The organism is Paenibacillus suaedae (assembly GCF_032337355.1).
Classification (GTDB): Bacteria; Bacillota; Bacilli; order Paenibacillales; family Paenibacillaceae; genus Paenibacillus_B; species Paenibacillus_B suaedae.
Window position 1 is genome coordinate 1,499,285 of sequence record NZ_JAVYAA010000001.1, and the last position, 25,865, is coordinate 1,525,149.

Annotated in this window: 23 protein-coding genes; 14 read left to right on the forward strand and 9 right to left on the reverse strand. The window is 45.3% G+C overall.

All coding sequences use genetic code 11. The annotated features are described in order from the left end of the window. Positions 1-3 precede the first annotated feature (3 nt). From RQP50_RS06620 to RQP50_RS06655, 8 genes are all read left to right on the forward strand, one after another. Entirely contained in the window at positions 4-567 is a 564-nt protein-coding gene (locus tag RQP50_RS06620; RefSeq protein ID WP_315744163.1) for a hypothetical protein, read from the forward strand. Positions 568-856: 289 nt separating this feature from the next. After that, complete coding sequence (locus tag RQP50_RS06625; RefSeq protein ID WP_315744165.1) at positions 857-2,692, forward strand: ABC transporter ATP-binding protein; 1,836 nt, start codon at positions 857-859, stop codon at positions 2,690-2,692. A 213-nt stretch (positions 2,693-2,905) separates the two neighbouring features. Beyond that, on the forward strand, positions 2,906-3,880 hold the full coding sequence (locus RQP50_RS06630) for an ABC transporter permease (RefSeq protein WP_028533158.1): 975 nt from the start codon (positions 2,906-2,908) through the stop codon (positions 3,878-3,880). A 31-nt stretch (positions 3,881-3,911) separates the two neighbouring features. Continuing rightward, on the forward strand, positions 3,912-4,808 hold the full coding sequence (locus RQP50_RS06635; RefSeq protein ID WP_028533157.1) for a carbohydrate ABC transporter permease: 897 nt from the start codon (positions 3,912-3,914) through the stop codon (positions 4,806-4,808). 86 nt (positions 4,809-4,894) lie between these two features. After that, entirely contained in the window at positions 4,895-6,574 is a 1,680-nt protein-coding gene (locus tag RQP50_RS06640; RefSeq protein ID WP_083544924.1) for an extracellular solute-binding protein, read from the forward strand. Between the two features lie 168 nt (positions 6,575-6,742). Then, positions 6,743-8,323: a response regulator gene (locus RQP50_RS06645; RefSeq protein WP_072727857.1), complete on the forward strand. Its 1,581-nt coding sequence runs from the start codon at positions 6,743-6,745 to the stop codon at positions 8,321-8,323. Positions 8,324-8,337: 14 nt separating this feature from the next. Beyond that, the gene (locus RQP50_RS06650) at positions 8,338-10,095 is read left to right on the forward strand and encodes a sensor histidine kinase (RefSeq protein WP_072727858.1); all 1,758 of its coding nucleotides are present in this window, start codon (positions 8,338-8,340) and stop codon (positions 10,093-10,095) included. A gap of 62 nt (positions 10,096-10,157) precedes the next feature. Beyond that, a complete protein-coding gene (locus RQP50_RS06655) occupies positions 10,158-10,766 on the forward strand; it encodes a hypothetical protein (protein ID WP_072727859.1) in 609 nt (202 codons plus the stop codon). A gap of 71 nt (positions 10,767-10,837) precedes the next feature. Here RQP50_RS06655 and RQP50_RS06660 read toward each other — a convergent pair whose 3' ends face one another. Then, on the reverse strand, positions 10,838-11,686 hold the full coding sequence (locus tag RQP50_RS06660) for a DegV family protein (RefSeq protein ID WP_072727860.1): 849 nt from the start codon (positions 11,684-11,686) through the stop codon (positions 10,838-10,840). 272 nt (positions 11,687-11,958) lie between these two features. Between RQP50_RS06660 and RQP50_RS06665 the strand changes: the two genes are divergently transcribed. Both RQP50_RS06665 and RQP50_RS06670 read left to right on the forward strand, forming a co-directional pair. Further along, entirely contained in the window at positions 11,959-12,534 is a 576-nt protein-coding gene (locus RQP50_RS06665) for a hypothetical protein (RefSeq protein WP_315744173.1), read from the forward strand. A gap of 29 nt (positions 12,535-12,563) precedes the next feature. Continuing rightward, the gene (locus RQP50_RS06670; RefSeq protein ID WP_315744175.1) at positions 12,564-13,433 is read left to right on the forward strand and encodes a protein phosphatase 2C domain-containing protein; all 870 of its coding nucleotides are present in this window, start codon (positions 12,564-12,566) and stop codon (positions 13,431-13,433) included. A 61-nt stretch (positions 13,434-13,494) separates the two neighbouring features. Here RQP50_RS06670 and msrA read toward each other — a convergent pair whose 3' ends face one another. Beyond that, on the reverse strand, positions 13,495-14,481 hold the full coding sequence (msrA, locus tag RQP50_RS06675; RefSeq protein WP_315744177.1) for a peptide-methionine (S)-S-oxide reductase MsrA: 987 nt from the start codon (positions 14,479-14,481) through the stop codon (positions 13,495-13,497). A 111-nt stretch (positions 14,482-14,592) separates the two neighbouring features. On the opposite strand from msrA, the gene RQP50_RS06680 reads away from it, so the two are divergent. Both RQP50_RS06680 and RQP50_RS06685 read left to right on the forward strand, forming a co-directional pair. Beyond that, the gene (locus tag RQP50_RS06680) at positions 14,593-14,730 is read left to right on the forward strand and encodes a hypothetical protein (RefSeq protein ID WP_175400519.1); all 138 of its coding nucleotides are present in this window, start codon (positions 14,593-14,595) and stop codon (positions 14,728-14,730) included. 140 nt (positions 14,731-14,870) lie between these two features. After that, positions 14,871-15,593: a TerC family protein gene (locus RQP50_RS06685; RefSeq protein ID WP_021253042.1), complete on the forward strand. Its 723-nt coding sequence runs from the start codon at positions 14,871-14,873 to the stop codon at positions 15,591-15,593. Positions 15,594-15,672: 79 nt separating this feature from the next. Here RQP50_RS06685 and melA read toward each other — a convergent pair whose 3' ends face one another. Next, positions 15,673-16,971 carry an alpha-glucosidase/alpha-galactosidase gene (melA, locus tag RQP50_RS06690; protein ID WP_072727863.1) on the reverse strand — a complete coding sequence of 433 codons (1,299 nt, stop codon included), beginning with the start codon at positions 16,969-16,971 and terminating at the stop codon, positions 15,673-15,675. Between the two features lie 176 nt (positions 16,972-17,147). Between melA and RQP50_RS06695 the strand changes: the two genes are divergently transcribed. Continuing rightward, the gene (locus tag RQP50_RS06695; RefSeq protein ID WP_315744181.1) at positions 17,148-18,020 is read left to right on the forward strand and encodes an AraC family transcriptional regulator; all 873 of its coding nucleotides are present in this window, start codon (positions 17,148-17,150) and stop codon (positions 18,018-18,020) included. Positions 18,021-18,096: 76 nt separating this feature from the next. Here RQP50_RS06695 and RQP50_RS06700 read toward each other — a convergent pair whose 3' ends face one another. From RQP50_RS06700 to RQP50_RS06725, 6 genes are all read right to left on the reverse strand, one after another. Next, the gene (locus RQP50_RS06700) at positions 18,097-18,270 is read right to left on the reverse strand and encodes a hypothetical protein (protein WP_155987320.1); all 174 of its coding nucleotides are present in this window, start codon (positions 18,268-18,270) and stop codon (positions 18,097-18,099) included. A 540-nt stretch (positions 18,271-18,810) separates the two neighbouring features. Beyond that, positions 18,811-20,211: a Na+/H+ antiporter NhaC gene (gene nhaC, locus RQP50_RS06705; protein WP_315744185.1), complete on the reverse strand. Its 1,401-nt coding sequence runs from the start codon at positions 20,209-20,211 to the stop codon at positions 18,811-18,813. Between the two features lie 291 nt (positions 20,212-20,502). Next, the gene (locus RQP50_RS06710) at positions 20,503-21,510 is read right to left on the reverse strand and encodes a LacI family DNA-binding transcriptional regulator (protein ID WP_072727866.1); all 1,008 of its coding nucleotides are present in this window, start codon (positions 21,508-21,510) and stop codon (positions 20,503-20,505) included. 277 nt (positions 21,511-21,787) lie between these two features. Next, a complete protein-coding gene (locus RQP50_RS06715; RefSeq protein WP_315744188.1) occupies positions 21,788-22,912 on the reverse strand; it encodes a GNAT family N-acetyltransferase in 1,125 nt (374 codons plus the stop codon). 30 nt (positions 22,913-22,942) lie between these two features. After that, positions 22,943-23,863: a ribokinase gene (rbsK, locus tag RQP50_RS06720; protein ID WP_315744190.1), complete on the reverse strand. Its 921-nt coding sequence runs from the start codon at positions 23,861-23,863 to the stop codon at positions 22,943-22,945. Between the two features lie 123 nt (positions 23,864-23,986). After that, positions 23,987-25,249 (reverse strand): CapA family protein, encoded by a 1,263-nt coding sequence (locus tag RQP50_RS06725; RefSeq protein WP_315744192.1) that lies wholly within the window; start codon positions 25,247-25,249, stop codon positions 23,987-23,989. A 230-nt stretch (positions 25,250-25,479) separates the two neighbouring features. On the opposite strand from RQP50_RS06725, the gene RQP50_RS06730 reads away from it, so the two are divergent. After that, on the forward strand, positions 25,480-25,854 hold the full coding sequence (locus tag RQP50_RS06730) for a winged helix-turn-helix transcriptional regulator (protein ID WP_315744194.1): 375 nt from the start codon (positions 25,480-25,482) through the stop codon (positions 25,852-25,854). Positions 25,855-25,865: the final 11 nt, after the last annotated feature.

Consider the following 25,865-nt stretch of genomic DNA (forward strand, 5'->3'; position numbering starts at 1 on the left):
TGAATGGAACAGGTTTTTAACATTTCTTATTTAGCACTATGGATTATTGTCACATTGCAAACCTATTATATTGTCCAAATTGGAAAAAAGCGAAATGTTCAACAAGCCAATACGAATCAAGGCCCAGTGTTGGTGCATGAGCATCATGGAGTGCCTGCGGGTGAACTGTTTCCCCAGCTCCAATTTGACTCGATTAATCAAGGATCAATTGATTTGAAGAGCATGACCAAAACAGGATTCCTCATCGCTTTTACCTCTGTAAGTTGTGATCAATGCAAACTCGTATACCCAATCCTTAAACGCTTCTATCAATTAAGGCCAGACATAGAAATTATCTTAATGATGCAGGGCAATGATTTTGACGTAGAGAAAATAATTGATCAATTTCAGCTAACGATGCCCATTGTCCCTATCATTCCCTCAGATATGGCCAGACTTCAGACAGGATACTACCCGTTCATCTATTACTTATCCTCCGCCGCAGAAGTACGAACCAAGAGCATTATCAATTTTGAAGAGCAGTTGAACTTGCTAGTTGAAAAGGGGCAGATGAAAGTTGCTGCTTAAAGTAATTGCAATAGGTAGTTAAGGCGTCTGCCTTTGACTATAAATATGACTATGTTGAAAGGAGGCTATGCATATGAGTTCAGGTTGCTTCACGACAGGCGGATGCACTTCGTCTAAGTGTGCGCACTATCCGCAAGAAAAATTTGTTTATGAAAGCGTTTATGTATGCGCAGGTTCTTCTACTACTACTTATTATTGTACTTGTTAGTAGCCAGACGGAGAAGAGAGGGACTCCCTCTCTTCTCTTTTTCATTGCATTGAAAAGATCGTATAAACAGGAGAATAAACGATGGAAATTTCAAGTGATGGGAAACGTAATTTTAAAGAAAAAAGAAGACTTGTTATCAATGTACTATTTCAGTTTATCCCCACGATGATGAAGGTCATTCCTGGAATGACTATGATTATTGTTGTGTGCAATATAATAAGTTCGTTAATCCCTGTCGTTCAAATTTATCTAGTAAAGGAACTCATTGATGAGATAACCGCACTATTCGAAAGCCACTCCAGTTCCCTGCTGACAATCTATCTGCTGTTAGGGATTCAGGGTACACTGCTGCTTCTCGATAAACTAATTCAATTTGGTGAGAAGATTGTAGGGTTTCGTGCGCAGCAGCACTTAAAGTTTTATTTTGAACACTTATTAGTCCACAAGTCATCTAAGCTTCCGCTTCGTTATTTTGACCGTCCCGAGTACTTTGATCAGCTTGAGCGAGCAGCTCTCGGCATGGATATTAGAGGATTTTCGATATTTGTATTATTTATGAACGCGCTGCGGAACTCCATATCTATAATCGGAATGTTGTCTGTCTTACTATCCTTTCATTGGATACTCGCACTTGTTGTGCTGCTTATGCTGATTCCTAGTTTGTGGGTCAATTTATACTTCGGCCAGCGCAAATACATGCAAATGATTAATCAAACCCCAACACAAAGAAAAACACACTATCTGCTCCAACTTTTGCATAGCCGGCATGCAGCTAAAGAATTTAGAATCTATCAACATACAGATTATGTAATAGGGAAGTGGACTGAGTTATTTTGGAAAACAACAGATGAACGATATCAATTGGAGAAAACAGCGAGCTGGAGAGCCTTATTAGTTGGTTCTGTACAATCATTTTTGAACATAGGTACTTTCGGTATATTAGTATGGTTTGGCTATCAGGGGTTATTGACAATAGGCCATTATGTTTCACTGACGCAGGCTTTGGTGCAAATAGAGGGGTTCATATCAGGATTGGGACGTAATATAGCTGGGATATATGAAGAATCCTTATTTGTCAGTGAAGTATTACAATATTTACATATAGAAACAGAAGAAGACAAGGAAAGAAAAGAGAATACAGTTATGTTTCCAAGTCAGCTGCATGATTGTATTGAGGTGCGCGATCTTACTTTCTCATATTCGAATCAATCCAAGCCTATATTGAAAAATATTACTTTCCGTGTTGCGGCTGGAGAAAAAATTGCAATCGTAGGAGAGAATGGGGCAGGCAAGAGTACGCTTGTGAAATGTTTATTAGGACTCTATTTCCCGAACGAAGGCTCAATCACATATGATGGGATAGAAATTCGTGCAATAAATACAGCAAGCCTGCGGGAGAATGTGTCTGCTGTGTTCCAAGATTACGTCAATTACCAGCTAACTGCACGTGAGAACATTGCCATGGGAAAGTTGGGCCATATTCATGACGATGCAATGATTATGGAAGCGGCAGACAATGCCGGGGCAGGGGAGATACTGCGCAAACTGCCGCAAGGCATGGATACGGCGCTTGGGGCTATGTTCGAAGGCGGACATGAATTGTCTGGAGGACAATGGCAGAAAATTGCATTAAGTCGGGCGTTTATGAAGCAGGCACAATTCATGATATTGGACGAGCCAACGGCAGCTCTGGATCCTAAGTCTGAAGCGGAGGTATATGATCATTTTATGAAATTATGCGAGGGGAAGACAACCATTATGATCTCCCATCGATTGAGCAGCTGCCGGCATGCTGATCGAATTATTGTACTTCATGATGGTGAAATCATCGAAGAAGGCAGTCATGAGGAGTTAATTCATAAACAGGGCAACTATGCAGAAATGTTCGCTTCGCAAGCCGGAAGATATAGTGCTTAAATAGGAGTATTAAAGAAACAATACCGGAAGTCTCTGTCATGTTGAGATGAAAGGTATTGTTTTTTTTATAAAAGAACGTGTCAAAGTATCAATAATCGTTGGTTTGTCATATATCCGTGAAAGCGCTTTGCTTTTACAATGAAGAAGACAACATCTGGAAGGAGTTAAGATTTATTCAGCAAGAGTTATTTTGAATCTAGGAGGGATTTTCATATGGCGAAGGCAACCACGGGAGCAGAGATAGAACCGGGCCTGAACCTGGATAAGCATAAGAAAAGCGCATTAAAACGATTTTTTATGCAAATAGACATACAGCTCATGGTGCTGCCCGCACTTGCTCTAATCTTTATATTTTCTTATATCCCTATGTATGGCATTCTTATTGCTTTTCAAGATTATAAGCTTAAGGCAGGCTTCAATCTGTTTAGCAATGAATGGGTAGGATTAAAGCACTTTATTGATTTTTTTAATTCACCAGAATTTGTACCTGTTATGCGCAATACGATTATTATCAGTTTTATGAAATTTATCTTCGGGTTTCCAGCGCCAATTGTGTTAGCGCTTATGCTTAATGAAGTGCGTAAGATGGCCTTTAAACGGGTCATTCAAACCGTTACGTACTTGCCTCACTTCTTATCATGGGTAGTTATCGGATCCATGGTTACATCCTTACTGTCCGTAGACAATGGCAGCATAAATATGCTGTTAGAGAAGCTCAGGATTATCGATGAGCCGATTAACTTCATGTCATTGGCAGAATATTTCTGGTCGATTCTCGTTGCAACCAATGTATGGAAGGAAATAGGGTTTGCCTCCATTGTATATTTGGCAGCGATTGCAGGGATCGATCCTCATTTGTATGAAGCAGCATCGATAGATGGTGCGAGTCGATTCAAGCAGATGACGCTCATTACACTGCCTTGCATTATGCCAGTTGTGATCATCTTTATGATTCTTGCAATCGGCAACCTGCTCAATGCAGGCTTCGAGGACATTCTCATTCTCGCTTCGAATCCAGCCTTGAGAGAAGTATCAGACTCGCTTGATGTATATGTAGTTCGTGTCGGTATTGATAATTACAGGTACTCCTATGCAACGGCAATCGGCCTGTTCAAGGCTGTTGTCAGCGTCACGTTGCTTACATTTGCGAACTTCATTGCCAGAAAGACGGGCAATAGCTTATGGTAATGAATCATTCCATAACTAGGAGGACTGAATAATGATACGTGATAGTATAGGAGATCGCATCTTTACGGTTTTTATCTATGTAGTGTTAACCTTATTGGCCTTTTCGACCTTTTATCCATTCTGGAATTCACTTGTCATATCGTTTAATGAAGGATTGGATACGTCTAAGGGCGGCATTACTTTCTGGCCGCGCGAGTTTACATTGGAGAACTATAAAATTGTATTCGAAGATTCGCGATTAATGAATGGGTTTGTGATTGCCCTCTTGCGAACGGTCATTGGAACGGTAGCATCCATCTTAGCGACGGCCATTTTTGCATACGGGATGTCGAAGCGAGGGCTTATGGGCCGCAAGTATTATATGATTATGTGTATCGTTACCATGTATTTTGGAGGCGGTCTCATTCCGAGCTATATGCTCATTCGTGGACTTGGTTTGTTCAACTCTTTCTGGGTGTTCATTATTCCGGCACTTATTAGTGTATGGAATATGATTATATTCCGAACCTTCTTCCAAGGCTTGCCGCAAGGCTTGGAAGAGTCAGCGAAGATTGACGGCTGCGGTAACTGGGGTACATTCTTCCGTATTGTCTTCCCGTTATCTGGCCCTGTTATTGCTACCTTGTCTCTGTTCACAGCGGTTGCGCACTGGAATGAATGGTTCGTAGCCAGTATCTATATTACGAACGAGAATCTGCTTCCTATTCAGACGATACTAAGACAGATACTATTCTCCAACATCGCATCTGAACAGTTGTCCAATGTAGATACGAGTGCGCTTGTGCACATCAATGCTGCGAAGAAAATAACCTCTAAGGCATTGACGATGGCGACGATTATGGTAGCAACGCTTCCAATTGTATGTGTGTACCCGTTCTTGCAGCGTTTCTTTGTAAAAGGTGTATTGATTGGCTCGTTGAAAGAGTAGCGATTGTTTAATCTGCTGGACATTTGGATGCGTTTAGAGCAACCTTGCTTTAAACATAGATTACAAAATTGAAAGGGGAAAAAGCCGTGAAGAACAAAAAAAATCTTCTGCTGAGTGTGTTGTCTGTTTTTATGGTATTCACTCTGTTAGTAGGATGCGGCAGTGGGAAGACAAGTGCTCCACCTGAGAATGAACCTGTGAAGCAAGGCGATACGGGCAAAGAATCAAGTGAAACTCCGAAGAGTGACCTGTACGAATTGGGCAAGGAACCACTTGAAGTATCGTTCTATGGCAACTATGGTTGGTACCAGCTGCCGAAATGGGGTAAGGACCCTGCTTCGAAGTGGATACAGGACAACTTGAAAATTACGGTCAATGGAATCAGTTCAGGTGGCAACAATGCACAGAAGCTGCAAACGATGATTGCGGGCAATGAGCTTCCTGATATTATCTGGACTGACAGAGGGCCCGATATAGAACGTCTTCGTGAGGCTGGTATGCTCGTACCATTGGATGAGTATATTGACAAGTACCCGAATTTCAAGAAGTATTTGACTGAAAATCACAAAGCATTGCTCCGTTCGCCTGACGGCAAGATCTATCAGGTACCGAACTATTATACACAGCAGCCAAACGGAAACGCGGGCTATGCAATCAACAAAAAAATCTATAAAGAGCTCGGCTCTCCAAAATTGGAAACGACTGACGACTTGTATGCATACTTGCAAGCTGTTCATAAGAAGTACCCTGACGTCACTCCATTTGAAACGGGATTGGCGAAAGACGGTCACGGTATTGACCAAATCTTCTCTTCCTTTAAAGAAAACAACTTGTCCCTTACTCGTTTCTTTGCTGTACCAGATGGTGATAAAATGGTCTCCATCTATAAGGATCCAGGCTTCCGTGAATCCGTTGTATATACAGCGAAGCTGATGCGTGAGAAGTTGATGACACAAGATGCGAATACGCAGACAGAAGATCAAGTAAGAGAAAAAGCGATGAACGGCAAGTTTGCTGTTATTGCAACTTTCGATCCGATGAAGATGCTAGCTGTAGCAGATGAGGAATTGAAGAAGAAGGATCCGGAAGACGGCTATATGTTTATTAAACCGATTGTAAAACAAGGTCTGGATGCTAGCAAAATCTATCCAGGAACATATAACCAACTTGGATGGAACGTAGCTGCCATTACGACAAATGCGAAAAATCCAGAGGCCATATTCGCGATGCTTGACTGGATGACTGGCCCTGAAGGCAGCATGGTGCTGAACTGGGGGCCTCCAGGAGCGGATGGTTATTGGGATGGATTTGAAGCTGATGGTCTGACACCGAAATTTAATAAGGATAAATACATGAATGATCCGAAAACGCTTTCTGAAATAAATGGTAAAGCTGGCGACTTGGTATGGGTGGGCAATACAATGTTCATGGATAATACGAAAAAGCAAATGTTGTCTACTGTACCAGCAGATAAGATTGATTTCAGCAACCGCTGGCAAATGGAAGTAACATGGGCTTCGCAAGGTGACTTCACGGAGTTCCTCGGCTGGGAGCCGACTCCAGATAGTGAAGAGGGGATTGCTAGACAAAGTGTTAGAGATATTTGGTTGACAGCTAGAGCAAAATCCATGTACGCGAAATCCGATGAAGAAGCACTGCAAATTCTGGATAAAGCACATGATGATTCCATGAAGGTTGGTTATCAGAAGTTCCTTGACCATGTTACAAAAGTTTGGACGGAGAATAAGAAAGCAATGGGTAAATAATCTTCGGAACGAAGGCTCGCTGTCTGCCAGCGGGTCTTCGTTCTTTTGATCAAATCTTTTATTTTGAAATCATCTGACTGTTCAAATGATAGTTGAACTTGTTATACTTTGTTTAGGGAAATGCTGGAATGAGAATTGTATGACTGCATCGTTTGGGGGGCCTCATTCATGTATAACGTGTTGTTAGTTGATGACGAGATGCTTGATCTGGAAGGAATGAAGCAATTCATTCCTTGGGAAGAGCTTGGGTTAGAAGTTGCAGCAGCGGTAAATAACGCCTTTGAGGCTTGTCATATTATTGATAGTACGCCTATCGATATTATCGTCAGTGACGTTAATATGCCGAATATGTCCGGGTTGGAGCTGGCCCGCAGGGCGATTGAGATAAATTCCAATATCCGAATTATTTTTGTAAGCGGTCACCAAGATTTCAGTTATGTGAAACAGGCATTATCTTTGAAGGCATACAGCTATGTACTCAAGCCGATGAATGATGATGAGCTTATCGCTGCACTCGAGAAGGTGAAGCAGGATCTTGATGATGACCGGAAGCGTCGCGATGTGGAGGAAGCTTATCAGCATATGATTCCGATGGCGAAGAATGACTTGCTGCTGCGGTTGGTTGACGGGCAGTGGAGAAGTGAGCAGCAGGATGGAATGATGAAGCTAGTTGCCTCTTATGGGCTTGACAAACTGAATTGGCCTGTCCGAGTTGCTGTTATGGAGCTTGACTATATGACTTGGACGCAAGAGCATACGAGCTTGTCACACGAGGTTACAACGAAGGAATTCCTGTATGCGGTCAATGAGGTTGGATTGAAGCATCATATGCCACATTGCTGCAAGTTGACGCCTCATCGGATGATGGTGCTGATTCATGATCAGTATTTAGACCCTTTTATTGATGATTTATATAAGGTGATTGAGACTCAGTTCTCCGTGACGATGACAGTTGGGGTAGGGGAACCAGTAAACGGATTGGAACAGCTCTATCTCTCGTTCCAACAGGCAACCAAAGCGGTTGATGGTAAAATGTTTATTGGCAAAGGGAGGCTTATCCGCTACGAAGCGGTAAGTTTGAAGCCCGAAATGATGGATGCGCGTACATTGGAACAACGTATGGAGGCACTATTTCACGCCTTGATGGAATATGAGCTGGTTTGTATTTACGATGAGATAGAGAGGCTCTTCGAATCTGTGAGCATGCTCCGTTCTAAGTTTACCGTTCATAATCTCGCGATGTTCATCATATGGAAGCTGGATGAGCAATTGAAGACAAAGGATGAAAATCTGTTCGATATATTGGGTATGGAGCTGCATAACTTGGATATTCTGCTGCAATTTGATACGGTGAGCGATATTCGCTCCTGGCTCGTCAGGAAGACATTTGAAATATCTGAATATTTGCGCAGCAAATCTACCTCCAAGAATAATCGGCTCATTCGAGAAATGATTCAAGTGATGAAGGATAAAATGAGCGAGAACATTACACTGAAGGACGTGGCGAATCAATTCTCATTCTCACCGAACTACTTGGGGTACATGTTCAGGGAGGAGACTGGGAAATCGTTCAGTGAAGTCCTTATACAGCTTCGTATGGAGCGGGCACGCGAGCTGCTCCATGAGAGCTCCATCAAAATCTATGAAATTGCGAATCAGGTAGGCTATCGATACCTTCCCTATTTTAGCAGACAATTCAAGGAAGCATACGGCATGACTCCGATGGAATATCGCAAGCGGGAAACATGATAGGGGAGAAGTCAATGAACGAACAGCGACCGAAGTTCCGCTATTTGCCGATTGGCTACAAACTCATGCTGACTTATATGGTGTTCATCATTGTTCCGGTATTAGTCATAGGACTTGTCTCCCATTCCATGTATGATCAATCGATTCGCAAGCATACACGGAACAATATACAAGGAACACTGCTGCAGATTCGCGATAATATTGAATATAAGATGCAGGATATAATTCGCATATCTTCTATATTGTACGGCGACTATGAGCTGTATCGATATTTGCGTAGCTACGAGGAAGGCTGGGAAAATTATGATCGCATTACGAAGTATGTTATTCCTAAGATAGAAGCGGCATCTTCGGCAACTGGAATGAAGCTGTGGATTTCTGTTTTTTTTCGTAATGAATCCATAAATGAGATCCATCACAGTACATTTGGGAAAGAGAATCCTACGGATTATAACTGGCCGTATGAAATTTATCATTTGAATCGAATTACAGATAAGGATTGGTATAAGAGCTTTCCACCCGAGAAGTACAGCATCACAATGAAGTGGAGCCAAATTGAGCGTGATGCGGAGAATAGTCGAATTTCCCTGCTTCGTCGGCTTGTGGACACCAATAATCCTCTGAAGCTTCAAGAAGTTGGATTTTTGCGCATTAATGTTGCGATCTCGGAGCTGTTCGATAGTATTAATTATTCGAAGATTGGAAATGACAGCGTAATCTACCTAGTGGATGAACAGGGGAGAAGCATCTATCAGTCTGGCAAGTTGCCTGCTAATGAAGCGGATACGCAGAGCAACTATTTGACGATCCAGGAGACGGTAGGGAAGCAATCTTGGCAGCTGGTCGCACATGTGCCTCTTTCCATTATTCAAGAAGATTCGATGAAGGTTCGATTGTTTGTTATTTTTATTTGCTTGATCTGCTTTATTGTGTTGTCATTCGCAGGAGTGTTCATTTCGAGATATTTCTCGATTCGGATTACGAAGTTCGTGTCAGTGCTCAATGCTTTTCGGGAAGGCGATCTGCACAAACGAATTTCCTATCGGGGCAAGGATGAATTTTCTCAAATTGCCACCGCATTGAATAGCATGGGCGAAAATGTTGAAGCGCTAATTAAGGAAGTGTATTTGACACAGCTGCAGAAGAAGGAAGCGGAATTGGAGATGCTGCAATCGCAAATCAATCCGCATTTCCTGTATAACACGTTGTCCTCTATTAATCGGCTAGCGAAGTTCGGGGATAATGAGAAGCTGCAGCAGATGGTATTAGGCCTGGCTAAGTTCTACCGACTTGCGCTTAACAACGGCAAACTGATGATACCGGTACATAATGAGTTGGAGCAGGCACAGGCTTACGTAGATATACAGAAGATTAAATACGGTGATCGCATTAGTGTTATGTTCGATATTGACCCAGCAGTATGGCCGTATCGTACGGTAAAGCTGATTGTACAGCCATTTATTGAAAATGTGTTGGAACATGCTTGGTGTGGAGATCGAATTTTCATTCGAATTGTAGCAAAGAAGGATGTGGATGACCTGCTGTTCCGGATCATCGATGATGGGGTAGGTATGACCGCTCAGCGAATCCATGATATTTTTGATGGAAGAGACCATGTGAATACAGGCTACGGCATTCGAAATGTAGATCAACGTATTAAACTGCACTACGGTGCAGAGTATGGAGTTACAATTGTGAGCGGGCTTGGCATTGGCACATCTGTATCCATACGTATACCAGCTGAGGCATCAGAGCAAATAACTTCCCAATAAGCGCCAGACATCCTGTATAATAGATGATTATGAATCCATGCTCAGAAATGGAGGAAAATCAATTGAATGCTCGATCATTGGCCTTCTTGGCTGTTCGGCTCGGCGCTCTCTATTGGATCGTGACCGCCTTCCTAGAGTTGGCGAAGATTGCGGCTGCGCTGGTAAATATGATCTCCTCGATGATTCATATGGGGGTTGGAAGTGAAAATATGGTATACACCAATTTCGTCATACTGCTCCTCCCTGTCCTTGTTCCGCTTATAGGAGGAATCATCCTATGGTGCACGGCAGGATCATTATCGAAGGCGCTAGCACCGTCTAAACTACGTGATGTGACTCTAGTGAAGACACAAGATGCAGACGTATCGAGTAGCGGCGAGAAAAGTGTCCTTCCGATGCGCAGCCAGACGCATTCTGCGAACCCGGTGCTTCGCACCACCCTTCAAATCGGACTAGGTATTGCTGGTATTATGCTTCTCGTGAACAGCATCCCGGAATTTATCAAGCTATTGATTATGCTCTCGAATCAAGAAGTGGCTTTATTTGCAGAGCGGGCTTGGACAGATGACAGCGCCAAGTTCATAGAAGTGATTGTACAGATGCTTCTTGGGATCTGCCTTGCAGTTGGGGCGGGGGGGATTGCTCGTTTTTTTACTCGCACAACGGAATAAAATACGGTTAGTTCTCTACATAAATACAGCGGCTGCACCTTGCTCTATTGGCGAGGTCAGCCGCTGTATATTTATTTGCGCGCGTATACGATTCCAATTGTGTTTGGTCCACAGTGGCTGGAGATGACGCAACCACAATCCGACAGGATCACATGTTTTGCGCCCGTCTTCTCTTGCAATTCGGCCTGAATCATATTGGCATCTTCAGGCGATAAGGAATGAGTGACAAATACGATATCCTTGTCCATCTCATCCACATGATCCAGCGCATTTTGCTTCAACTGCTCAAGTGCTTTCTCGCGTTTGCCGCGAATTTTATTAGCCGCAATCATTTTTCCATCGACAACTTTAATGACAGGACGAATGCGAAGCAGGCTGCCGATCAAGTTCTGCAGACTATTGCAGCGTCCGCCCTTATATAGATAATCTAATGTATCTATAATGAACTCGGTTTCCATTTTGCCGCGAACGTCCTCAACAAGCTCTACAGTTTCCTCCAGAGATGAACCAGATTCCAGTGCCATCGCTGCCTTGAGAACTTGAATCCCGATACCGGTAGACAAATTTAAGGAGTCAATGACAGTTACAGTACCTTCACCGAGCATATCCCCGGCAATAATGGCATTCTGAATGGTGGACGATAAGTGGGAAGACAACCCGATATACAGAATTTTGCGGCCTTCGTTCACAAATGGCTCAAATGCCTTTACAAAATCAGCTGGAGATGGCGAAGATGTCTTCGGCAGCTTGCCGCATGCATCTACATGCTTGTACAATTCCGGAGGGGTCATATCCACTCCATCACGATAAGCGTCGTCACCGAAAGTAACATATAAAGGGATAATGCCAATGTCATAACGTTCAAGTAGTGATTTCGGCAAATCGCATGTGCTGTCCGAAAATATTTTAATGTGATTCATTATGCTTCCTCCTGAAAGGTATGTAGCTACTATTAGGCTATAAAGAAATGTTACTCAACTAGACATTTAACCATTATACTGCAAAAGGAATGGACTTACATAATCCGAATTGAGCGAATAGGCTGAAAAAATATTCCAAATAGGCCGCGAGATTGCGTTCGCTTAAGACGTCACGTTATACTGAAGCAAGATAACAGCATGCTGAACTGTTTCATGATTGGGTACAGCTTGCTTGTGGAAGTACATACGGAAAGGACATGCAGACAACAAAGATGAACAAGATGAATATGGAAGCAAAGGCATTTAGACGAATTCAATGGGGTTTGTTATTTTTTATTGATTATGCGCCGAGGGGCGTTGATCTGCTGCCGGACATCGTAGGCTTTGCCTTGGTATTTAGCGGTGTAACACAATTGATATCCGTATCTGATCGCTTCTTGCTAGCGAAGCGATTATGTATCCCGCTGATCGTTCTAGCGGTGTATGAGCTGCTGCAGCCGATGCTGTTAGGCGGAGTCAGTGCGGAAGCGAGAGCATGGATTGGAGTGTTTCGCAGTATAGCAGAGACGGGGTTGAACATTACACTAGTAACCTTCATGTGCAGTGGTTTGCGGGAATATGCACTGCGCCGTGACTGGGGCTACATCGCACATATGGCCCGTAGACGATCCATCTATTTTACAGTTGCACTCGCTTGTTCATTAAGTATGCTCGGATTCGCGTTTGCATCACCGATGGTATTCTCCGCTATGGCGGCGCCGATGTTCTTGCTATATATTATCGTTGTGTTCATGCTAATGGGATTGTTCGGCCAAGCTGCGAAGATGGTGCAGAAGTCAGGTAGCTGAGCGTAAGAACAATTGAAGGGGGAATAGCAGTGATTCGAATTCATTGTGATGCAGCAACGAGACAGGGGCAGGGCAGACGAAATGAAGACCGGATGATTGCACTTCCCGAACAGCAGCTATATGCGGTCATCGATGGTGTATCTGGATTAGAGCCGATTACAGATGAGGAAGGGCATACAGCGGGAGAGATGGCTGCCTTAAGTATTGCTCGTGGTCTGGAAACTATCACTACTACAGCAGCTATCGATTCTCCACTTGATGTGATGCGTGCTCGACTCATGGATGCTAATCGCAAATTGGATAATACGATGCGCCAATACGGCATCGCTCCACAGGATACAGGACGAAGGTTCGGTGCGGTTCATGCCGCTGTGTGGCTTGATGAGCATTATGCATATTGGACGCAGACGGGCGATTGCATGATATACGCGCTATATGAATCCGGGGAGGTTCGAGCTGTAACTTATGACCGAGTTGCTCCCTTCGATGAGCGAGCCTTGTCAGCGTGGATGGAGCATGAGGAGGATTGGAGAGAGCATAGGCAGCCAGAAGAGATTCGGCAGCGGCTGAAGCAGAATCGTTCCCGTGCGAATACAGAGTTCGGTTACAGCGTCCTTAATGGAGATGAGGCCGTGCAGCATCGCTTGGAATATGGAGCGCTCCCACTCCAGGGAGTTACGCATATACTGCTTGTATCGGATGGCATTTATCCTTGGCGTGTAGACGAGGAACAGAGCAGTATGGAGCGGTGGTTCCAATACATCATTACTACTGGGATGGAGCAATGTGCCGCCGCCTTGGAGGCACGTGAACGAATGGATGCCTACTGCAATCAAATACCCCGATTCAAAATGTGCGACGACAAGAGTGGTATTTTGTTAACAATTGAGCGAATCTAAATATAGGCCCAAATGAGAACGGTTAGGTCGTTCCTCATTTGGGCCTTCGTACTAGAGAATCCTATTTGGAGGAGAATAGGGATGCGAATTCCCCATATCCTTCTTGCTCCAGCTTCTCCTTCGGAATGAACCGCAGGGCTGCAGAGTTAATGCAATAACGAAGTCCAGTTGAGGTAGGGCCATCATCGAATACATGACCCAAATGGGAGTCTGCCAGTTTGCTTCTTACTTCCACACGAACCATGCCGTGAGAAGTGTCAAGCTTATTCTCCACATGACTGGAACGAAGCGGCTTCGAGAAGCTTGGCCAGCCGCAGCCTGCATCGAACTTATCCAACGAACTAAAGAGCGGCTCACCAGATACGATATCCACATAGATTCCTTCTGCTTCATGGTTCCAGTATTCATTGGAAAAAGGGGGCTCTGTGCCATTCTGCTGGGTTACCCGATACTGGATTGGCGTCAGCTTCCCTTGAAGGGCTGTACGCTCTTCATCGGAGATTCCCCAATGGTTCACGATGAAGGCATCTCTGCCCGATGCAGAGCGATAGCGCTTGTAATGGGCCGGATTCTTCTGATGATAGTTTTGATGATGCTCTTCTGCTGGGTAGAACGTGCCAGCGGGAACGATCTCAGTAGCAATTGGTTTATCGAATCTACCGCTCTGCTCCAATTCTTGCTTGGATTGCAGTGCAAGCTGATGTTGTTCCTCATTGTGATAGAAGACAGCTGTTCGATAAGACGAACCGCGATCATGGAATTGTCCGCCTTCATCTGTAGGATCAATTTGCTGCCAGAATAGCTCGAGCAGCTTCTTATAAGGGAATAGGGCAGGGTCGAATGTAATTTGGACGGCTTCGGCATGCCCGGTTGTCTCTGAGCATACTTCTTCGTATGTAGGACTGTCAGTGTGTCCTCCTGTATAGCCAGACACAATCGAATGGATGCCAGGAAGCTCTTCGAACGGCGTGACCATACACCAGAAGCAGCCACCGGCAAAGGTTGCTTTTTCAAGTGAAGGATGATGATTGGATAGTTCTTTGCTCACGATGGGGAAGCCTCCTTATGATTAAATACGTATATCTTCATCATACCCAATTGTTATCATTCGAACAACGCCAGATCTTTAATAGAGCGAGAAAATAGAGAGAAATGATGGTTGAACAATTCGATTGCCGGTGTTATGATTAGTTCACTGAAAAAACGAATACTCCAAAGGGGAGTAGCTAGCACAGTAACCGTCGTCATTACGGGATACGCCACAACGCGCATCCTCGGCGCTACTGGCAACGTATAACGTTGTTTGCGAGACCTTTGCCACGATGGTTGCGTTGGTGAAGGTCTCTTTCTGATCGGAACGCCGTTACCACGAACGTGGTAGCGGCGTTCATGTTTTTTACAGTATTTATACATACTAACGTCAAGGGGGAACTATCAATGGAGCTATTTTCATTAGAGTTCTGGACCACGCTGCTGTCCATTGTCGTCATTGACTTGGTGTTAGCAGGAGATAACGCGATTGTTATCGGTCTAGCGGCTCGCAACCTACCGAAGCAAGATCAGAAGAAGGTCATCATCTTCGGTACGATCGGAGCAGTAATCATTCGAGCGCTGGCCACTTTAGGGGTTGTATGGCTGCTCAAAATTCCGTTCTTGCTCGTGATTGGCGGAGCCGTGCTCATATGGATTGCGATCAAGCTCATGGTCGAAGAGAAAGAGCATAATGTGCAGGCGGGAGGCAGCTTCTGGGCGGCAGTTCGAACGATTATTATTGCGGATGCAGCGATGGGGCTCGATAATGTGCTAGCTGTAGCGGGTGCGGCGAATGGACATGGATTGCTAGTCGTACTGGGACTTGCAATTTCCGTCCCTATTGTCGTGTGGGGAAGCACAATTGTACTGAAATTCATCGAGCGCTACCCGATCATTATTATCATCGGATCAGCGGTGCTAGCGTGGACCGCAGCAAAAATGTTCGTCGGTGAGTTCATGAAGTTCGATTCGCTAGCCGGTCTCTTCTCGAATCCATTCATCAAGTATGGATTTGAGATCGCACTGGTGATCGTTGTCGTGGCAGCTGGACTGTCCATTAAACGAAGCCAGCAGGCCAAGAAAGCAGCGCAGGCATCACAAGTGCATAAACGCGCACAAGGGGAATAATGTACGGTCATCAAGATATAGCAGTAGAAAAAGCGGTACAGTTGTCGATCAACTGTACCGCTTTTGCATGAGTTCTTCCCTATACGAACTTCGGAAGCCAATCTCCGTGAGCCTCGATCAGATCATCGCATAAGGAGACGATATCATCTAGACTAAGCTCTGCTGCCGTATGCGGATCGAGCATGGCCGCGTGGTAGATATGCTCCTTCTTCCCTGTAATTGCAGCTTCTATCGTAAGAAGCTGAGTATTGATATTCGTGAGGTTCAACGCTGCAAGCTGTGGCGGCAGATCGCCAACATAGGTAGGTGTAACTCCGTTGCGATCAACGAAGCATGGAACCTCAACACATGCATTGCGCGGCAAATTGGTGATAAGTCCCGTATTCATAACGTTACCACCTAGTTTGAATGGTGTTCCTGTTTCCATAGCATCGAAAATATATGAGGCATATTCATGGGTACGGTGGTGTTCGATATGCTGGTTATTGACGAGCTGTTCACGCATATTTTTCCAACCTTCAATTTGGTTGATGCAGCGTCGAGGGTATTCATCAAGAGGAATGTTATACTTCTCGATCAGTTCTGGATACTGTTTCTTAATGAAGTATGGATGGTATTCAGCGTTATGCTCGGAGGATTCCGTCACGTAATAGCCGAATTTGAACATAAGTTCGTAACGTACCATGTCGGTGTGCTTTGTCTTTTGTTTCTCCAAGGCAAGGCGTTTAATTTCTGGATATAAGTCCTCGCCGTTGCGAGTTACCTCAAGCAGCCACGCCATGTGATTAATGCCTGCAATCTTCGCACTTACACCTTCACTGTCGATGCCAAGATCATGGAACAGCCAAGGTACGCATACTTGAACACTATGACAGAGTCCTACTGTTTTGATCCCGCCGTATGTATTCATCACATTGGTCAACACGGCCATTGGATTTGTATAGTTCAGGAACCAAGCATCTGGGCATACTTCCTGCATATCTTTGGCGAAATCAAGCATGACAGGGATCGTTCTCAGATTGCGGAAGATACCCCCAATTCCGAGCGTATCTGCAATGGTTTGGCGAAGGCCATACTTCTTCGGAATTTCGAAGTCTGTAATTGTACATGGATCGTACCCGCCAACTTGAATCGCATTCACTACATATTTAGCGCCGCGCAGTGCCTCTTTGCGGTCTCTGTAGGCAACAACTCGGCAGGTGCTGCCAGTCGTTCCAAGCATGTTGGTCAACATGCTCTCGGAATCACGAAGACGCTCGTGGTCAATATCGAACAAGGCAAGCTCAAATCCTTGCAGTGATGGAGTGAGCATGCAGTCACCTAATACGTTTTTGGCAAATACGGTGCTTCCTGCTCCGAGAAATGTAATTTTACTCATACATCTTGTCTCCTTTCGTTCCGAGCTGCTGTCATGAAATGTAAGGGAACATCGGCATGGTGTGATGCAACTTGGAAATGATTGTTGTACAATTAATGTATCTGAATCGATTAAGGCTTGGTATGGGGAAAACGAATGTGAATATGGAGGATTGTTGTCAGTTAGGAGGGAACCGGATGGGTGAACGAGCAAATCTCGCAATTAATGAAGCACCTTCCAGGGGAGAACTGTCCGTATTGTTCTGCGGCCAATCAATCACGGAACCTCTGCACCACGTAGGTCCTAGCGTTCATGATTACGGGATCGTGCATTGTGTACAGTCTGGCAGAGGGAAATTTACGATTAGAGGGGTTGCCTATGAAGTTGGGGCAGGAGAGAGCTTCTTCATCTTCCCGGGGGAGCTTCATCATTATGTAGCTGATGAAGCAGATCCTTGGCAGTACCGCTGGATAGGATATCGCGGCAGCGGTGTCGAACAGTTGTTGGCGATAATCGGCATTGGGCCGCATGCACCAATTGTTCAAGGCTATCGCATACATCGAGTAGAAGCGTTGTTCCGGAATGTATATAAAGCACTTCAAATCGGAGGCAGTGCTGGGGACATGGAAGCTGAGGGCTATATGCGTGTTGTTCTTGCTGAATATGCACGTACTACTGACAAAGGTTCTGATGCGAATAACGATGATAAACGCTCCGATATCGAACGTCAGGTAGAACAAGCAGCTCGCTGGCTGTCGCTGCAGTTTGATAAATCCATATCCATAGACGAACTTGCACATACGCTAGGCTATCACCGCACCTATTTATCGAAGATGTTCCGCAAACAAATGGGGGAATCGCCTATGCAGTTTTTGCTGCGCATCCGGATGGAGCGCGCCAAAACATTGCTGATGACGACAAGGTTAACAATCGAGCAAATTGCTGCGGCTGTCGGCTACGAAGATGCTCTTTATTTCTCGAAATTGTATAAAAAATGGTATTCACACTCTCCTTCCTCACATCGAACTGAGATGCAGAGTGGCAAGCCGTCAGGGTGTCTATATTTTTGAATGCGCTTTCGCGATGTGATCCATAAAAAAGCATCCCACACAGCCTCTGCTGAATGGGATGCTTGTAGTTCGTTCGTTACATGAGAAAATAAAGTGCGGTAATGACTACCGCTGACAGGATAATAAACCATATCATATGCTTCAAATCCCGATTAAGAACCTGTATATCTGTTTTCAATGCTTGCTCTTTGCCGGAAGGCCCGCTCTCTTGCTTCATTTGTTTCTCTGTGTTCGTGTTCGTTGTCGTCATTGTTATTCTCCTCGTCTGTAAGTGATTGTTGAGTTGTACAGGCGAGGGGACGAGCCACGAACTTAGAAGTGAATTTGAGAGGCCTCAAGAATTGACTGCGCAGTAAAATCATATACGGCGTATCAAATCTGTAACTGGGCAGCCGGCTCCTCAAGAGGGCGATCGCGATATAGAGAATGAATAAGATGAACCATAAAGGCATGGAAAAATGCTTAATAGACTGAACCTGATGAATGCCTACTACAGAGCTTACATGCTCGGGATACGTAAATGCGGATTCATCAGGATGCATGAACATCATTTCATTCGAAGCAAGAGGGGTAAGTGCTGTACATACGATAGCAAGCACACTAAGTACAAGCAATATATACCTTGGCATACGGGCATGTATAAGGCGCATCTTATCCCCTCCTTCCTGTCTATAATCCATGACTAGTTAAGAAGACAGTATCATAACTGGATTGGAAGAAGCAATAGGGTCTTCTGTATCCTACCGCTTAGTCATCATCTTGTTGCGACTGATGACCTGCAATGAAGTTGTTATTGTGAATTACCGAGTGTCACACGTTTTAACCCGGGCAATAGTGCAAAAGCAAATGTAACCAGTGGGGATACCCACAGGAAGAAAGCATATGGCATGTAATCCAGTACGGTAAGACCAAGAGCGCTTGTCATCATTGCACCGCTGACCCCCCAAGGAATAAGCGGATTCACTAATGTTCCGCAATCCTCCAATGTACGAGATAAGGTGAGTCGTGGAATGCCGCGCTTATCATATTCGGATTCGAACAATTGGCCTGGAATCAGAATCGACATGTATTGTTCCCCTGTAATCATGTTCACCCCGATTGAACTAAGTCCGCTTGTGATAACAAGTCCTTCCTTGGTCTTCACAGGTGCTATCAGACGATTGAACATCGTTTCAATGATGCCTGCATGCTGCAGCAACCCTCCCAGAGCGAAGGCAATCGCAATGAGCGATACTGCCCAAGTCATAGACTGAAGGCCACCTCGGTTCACGATGCGGCTTACTTCCTCCATCTGGAATGACCCTTGGAATCCTCCCTGCATCACTTCCATCCATTGTGGAACATTTACGTCTCCTTGAATGAGCGCAGTAACTAGCAGACCCGATCCAATACCGAGCAGCATCGTAATGATGATTGGCAATCGCTTAAATGCAGCGATAAGCACGACAGCAAGCGGCAGTAAAGTTAGCGGATGAATATGAAATACACTGCGGATATCCTGCTGCATCGACAGCAATTGATCCATATTGGATTGAGCGGAAGAACCGAAAAATAAAAAGGCGATGCAGGTAATAAGAAATGCGGGTACGGTCGTCTTCGTCATGTTGCGAATATGATCAGGCATACTGACACGTGCAACGGCAGATGCGAAATTCGTCGTATCGGAGAGCGGAGACATCTTATCCCCGAAGCAGGCACCAGACACGACTGCCCCTGCTACGATTGCGGGATGGACGCCCATGGAATCCGACATGCCTATCAAGGCTACGCCGAATGTTCCGACTGTCGTCACTGAGCTGCCGACAAACATCGAGACGATAACCGTAAGCAGCAGAGCGCTAATCGTGAACCATTGAGGCTGAAACCAAGAGGTTCCATATACGAGTAGCGTAGGAACTGTCCCGCTCATCATCCATACTGCAATCAGGATTCCGATAAGAGATAAGAGCAAGGCAGGCATAACAGAAGCTTGAAGTCCCTTAATCAATGCTCGTTCTACTAGATTCCACGATTGTCCAAATAGCAAGAGTAGACAGCCTGCGGCAACAGTTGCTGTTAGCAGTGGAATATGCGGCTGTGCACCCCAGCCTAGTATCGTAAGCAGTAAAATGGCGATGATGACCGCAAAGATGGTAACACTCTGCACGAAGCGGAGTGGCTGCTTGACCGATTGTTCATCATTCGTATTCATAGTTATTCAACTCCTTGATGGATAACGTTCTAGTATGTAAAGATCGGATAGATACTTTTATACATACACGCTTTTATGCATAAAAGCAAAAGAAGCGTCAATGTTTTCATTCTAGTACGCTTGATCTAATAGGTCTACAGGTAAGAAAATACATTCGAGTCGGAGAATGAGGCAAGGAACATGATTGGGGCAGCTGCGTGGTATTCACTGGACAAAAAAGAACGGCCTGTTCTGAACAGGGATGAAATCCCGTTCGAATAGGCCGTGAACGTGCTCGAGCTTATTATGGTTCTATAGCTGTCGTACAGATTGCCGCATGTGGACTTGGCAGGGTAAAATAATTCGGCGGGAGGCTTGATCCCGATCCTTGATTCGCTCAAGCAGCAGCTGCATTCCGGTCTCTCCAAATTGATATGCAGGCTGTGAAGCAACAGAAAAGAACGGATTCGCTTCTTCTACCCACCCAAAATCGTCAAAGCAAGCGATCGAGATATCATCCGGAACTCGCAGTCCGACATGATTCAGCGCAGTAAAGATAGAGAGCGCAAGCATGTTGTTGGCAGCAAAGATAGCCGTAGGGCGAGATTGCGGCTCCAATTCCGTCCAATGAGATAAATCGAGCGCATCCCGATCATGTAAATAGCCCATTTGCATGCATAGTTGTTCGTCAAATGGGATGCCGGCTTCCTGCAAGGCGGCGATATAGCCTGCTTTGCGCTCCCTGGCGGTCGATACTTCTTCAGACCCGTTCAATAGGGCAATCCGTCGATGTCCATACCGAATTAATTCACTGACCATCTGTTTGGCACCGCCACGGCTATCCCCGAGTACTGCATCACAATCGATCCCTGGAACCTCACGATCAAGCAGCACGAACGGGACATTTTGTCTTGTCAGCCATTCCAGATGTTCTTTGGATTGGTCTCCACTGGGCGCGAATAGGACACCATCCACCCGCATGGACAGTATCATTTGAACATAGTCTTTTTCCTTCATTAAGCTCTCATCACTATTGCCGAACATAAGACGATATCCATGCTGCATGGCGGCATCTTCCGCTCCGCGGGCCATTGTTGTGAAGAATGGGTTTGTGATATCTGTAATTAGTAGAGATAATATTTTGCTCTCTTGGGTGACGAGACAGCGAGCAACTGAATTTGGTATGTACTGCATCTCTTCCATCACTTGCTTAACTTTGGTTCGGGTCTTTTCGCTGACCCTGCCTGTATTATTAATGACGCGTGATACGGTCATTGCAGAGACGTTGGCTTGTCTCGCAATATCATAAATGGTAGCCATATGAAAATGCTCCTATTATACAAATTAAAAGAAGGCTGCATCGGGATGTGGGTATTTGGAAGTTTAAGGGGTAGTCATTTCTAGGATTCACCTTCTGATTATATCCTACTACTTTTGTTCATTGTATGCGAAAATTCAGGTTCACATCAAGAGGAAAGCTTGAGGAAAGGCGAAACAGTGTGGAACTTTGTATACTTCAAAAGTAAAAGCGCACTAATTTTAGTGCGCTTTGAAGCAGTACTACTGCGATAGAAGAAATGATGATGAGAACATTAAGTTATACGTAAAAAAGTCCGATCGTATAAGGAAGTGGTATTGTGATCTTCAATTGCTCGGCAGAAGGCCATTCAGGCGGGAGAATGTCAGTTGCTTTCGGATCGAATAGCAGGGAGAACAATTGACTCTCAGTAAGCTCAACTGACGCTGCATCTGGATACTCAAGGCGAACGGTGCCGCCTTCAAGCTCTGTGACCTGAATATGCACGGCCAGCGCCCCTTGATCACTCCACCAGTTCTGCATATAGCGGAATAGTCGCTCCATGCTTGGAACATACAACGTCCCTTGGTTTGGCTCCTCTTCCGAAGAATAGCCGCACAGACAAGTGCTGACTTCCGTATCTTGCCATGGTACGTACAGTTGGGAAGCAGTGATTTGCTTCTGTTTCATTACAAGCTGCAGCAAGTATACAACCTCTCCAGCAGCGCCGCCATACTCATATACACGAGGTGGAGCATCCTGCTGTTTGGCAGAAGGGAACAAGATATAGATGTATGCAGTAATGTGACCGTTGCGTTCCAGTACGTATACTTTAGGCTTCATCATGACGCAGGAAGCGAATGCACCGCCATGCTCAAGTCCGTGCATATCCCATAAGCTTAAGTCAAAAGCAGCTTCTCGTTGCTGAGCAAGTTCATACCAAGCAAAACAGTCATTCTCAGTAAGAACGCGAGCTGTAACACCCGCTTCTTCAGCAACATCCGCATCTGCGGTAACCGTATAAATCTGTGTTTGACCGAAAGGATAACAACGATTGCGAGTATAGAGCGATCGTCCTCCGGATACGAACATCATCACTCCGCCTGTAGAAGCAACATGATCTTGAACCTTGTGCAGCAGATCCGTACCGAATCCTTTGCCGCGAGCAGCCTCGGATGTGCATACCGAGCCGAGTGAGAATACAGGTAGTCGAGATCGTCCGATACGGACAACCGATGGAAGCAATCCCATATGTGCGAGCAGTTCCCCATCCTCAAACGCACCGAATGAGTGAGAGGTAATAGGGGAGAACAAGTACGAAAAACTATGTGCCATCGACATCTGTTTTTCATTGCGAAACACGTCATCAGACAATCTGGCTGCAGCATCATAATCAAGTGCCTGCAGCATACGAATCGTTGCCATATTAATGCTTCCTCCTTATAAATGGGGCTATTACTCTTGGTGCTGCGTGATCCAATGCATCAATTGCTCTCGAGTCGGCATACCTCCCTGCGCACCGAATACAGTTACAGACAATGCCCCTGCGGCCGTCGCGAACGGAATTGCTTCCTCTATAGAGCGGCCTTCCGCAAGCATTACGGCCAGAGCGCCGTTGAATGTGTCACCAGCTCCCGTAGTATCAACAACGTCGACCCGGTGGCTTGGACTATGGTGAAGTTGTCCCTTGGCGTCTGACCAATAGGCTCCATCAGCCCCTTTGGTTAACACGATTTTACCTGGCATCGCTTGCAGAGCAGATTGCCAATCGAAGGCGCCTGCCTGATCCGCTTGCCCGAGAAGCTCGGCAAGCTCATACTCGTTCGGCGTGAGCACAGTGACTTGGCTGAGCAATTGATGATCCAGTTCCATTGCTGGCGCTGGATTAAGGATGACAGGGATTGCTGACTCAGCCGCGATCTCGATGGCAGCTCGTACCGAAGGAAGAGGAATTTCAAGCTGCAGAACGATGATGTCCGATTGGCGAATGACATCGGCGTATTTGCGAACTCGTTCAGCTGTTACCTGTGCATTTGCACCCGGTACAACAATAATGCGATTATCTCCATCCTTCACAATAATGGAAGCGGTTCCTGAAGATACATCACGAAGTACTTCAACAGCTTCAGTATGTATGCCTTCACGATTCAAGTTATCTAACATCATTGTGCCGAATGTGTCATTACCGACACATCCGATGAAGCTGACATCAGCCCCTAGACGTGCGCAGGCTACCGCTTGGTTGGCGCCCTTCCCTCCGTACATGGTCGCGAACGATTGACCAGTTACCGTTTCACCTTGTGCTGGCACTGTGGAGGTGACCGTTACGAGATCCATGTTCAAGCTTCCGATGATTGTTATTTTTGGCTGCGTCACATTACATCTTCCTTCCTCTTGCTTGCTGTGTATGCTGCGGCATTATGCCTTACATACAATAAGACGCGAATCCTGCGTACAGGTTCGCGTCTTATGACCGAGATGTCGGCATATCTAGCATGGTTAGCGTGTTGGCGGAGCAGTTGCGCGCCCATTTGCCTTCACTGCATCCCGTACCTGTTTGCCGTCCATTTTAACATCAAACGAGATGGATTCCAAATACTTTAATTGCTTTCGATCATAAGCCTCATCTTTCTTAATTATTTGGTCTTTATAGATGAAGTAAGGGGTGAAGTGCATTGAGATATCTCCTTGATCCAGCGTTAGATTCAACAGCCCTGTATCCGCTTTGTCTCCTTGCACATAATCTGGAAATAAGAAGTTGCCGATCGAATAAGCAATTGGCTTGCCTTTATAAAATTCGAATCCCTGCAGAACATGGACATGACTGCCGATGATGGCATCTGCACCGGCATCAATGATTTCACGCGCATAGGTACGCTGCCATGGTTCTGGACGATGACTTTTCTCAACCCCCCAATGGAGATACACAAGCAAGTAATCACAGTCTTTACGTTCTCTTTTGATAACAGGGAGAACACTTGATTTATTATACGCTTCCGCAATTCCTGGCCGCTTCTCTCCAGCGAACCAATACGTTTGAGGGATAAATCGGGAGAAGGCGAGGATCTTAATTGTTTGACCCTTAATCTTCACCGTATGCGCCCGATACGCTTCTTCTTTATTTCTTCCGCCGCCTACATAGGGGATGTCATATTGCTCCAAGTATGATAGTGTGTCGAGAAATCCCTTCTGTTTAAAATCGAGGGTATGATTGTTAGCGATCGTAACCAGATCAAACCCGGTATTTTTAATTCCTTGCAAGGATTCCGGATCGGACTTGAAATTATACAGTTGATTCGTATCCTTCTCGGTATGGTGTGTGATAGCTGTCTCCAGATTTACAACTGCAAAATCGGCGCTGCTGACCTCGTCCTTGACGTATTCAAATGGATAATCAGGTCCTTTTTTGCGAATGGTTTCCTTGACGGACCAATCCATGAGTGCATCTCCTGCAAAGACAATTCGGATGGGATCATGCGAAGGAGGCAACACAAATTTACTTGATTCGTCCTTTGCTGCAATGTTCTTCTTTTTTTGCTCGTGATTTGGCTCCAGTGGGGACGTAGGAGTCACACTTTCATTAGGTGGAGAAACCAAATCAGGCTGGTTCTCTACAGTGCGCATGGCCACTGTCAGCGCGAGCATGCAGCCAAGGCCGATAATTACCAGCAATCCCACCCCGGCTAATTGCTTCAGTTTGCGCGCCCTCTGCTTCTTTATGCGGGCATGCCGCTCTTTCCTGCTCTCGCGATATGAATTCAATGGAAGCCTCCTCAGCTCTGCAAGTACCCGATATTTTCGGATTAAATAAATAATGGATTGTAAGTTTTCACCATACTATTATAATGATCGTACGTACCAAAAAAGTTGCAGATTCTTTGCAAGTCCATTAAATTTTGTAATAAATGATGTCAGTCGCGTTTTCTTTTCGAATCAGCTATGGTAAAATAAATATGCTTACATTTTGTAAGTATAGAAGGAGGGATGAACGGATGCAATCAGATCAGTTGGGAATGTGTCCCCGATTCGAAGCGGCATTCTGCATTTTGGGAAAGCGTTGGAACGGGCTGCTTATTCAGGTGCTATTGAGCGGGCCGAAGCGCTTTAAGGATATTTCCGCACTCATTCCTACCATGAGCGACAAAATGTTGAGTGAACGCATGAAAGACATGGAAGCGGCAGGGATTGTAGTTCGTAATGTGTATCCAGAGACGCCTGTACGCATTGAATATACGCTTACGGACAAAGGATTGGCTCTGCAGCCAGTAATGGAAGCCATAGGGCAGTGGGCGGAGCAGTGGGTGAACGAATCAATCGGATGCTGCGATGAGACTAACTCTACCTTACAGCATTCGGATCAAGAATAATGCGCAGTGGA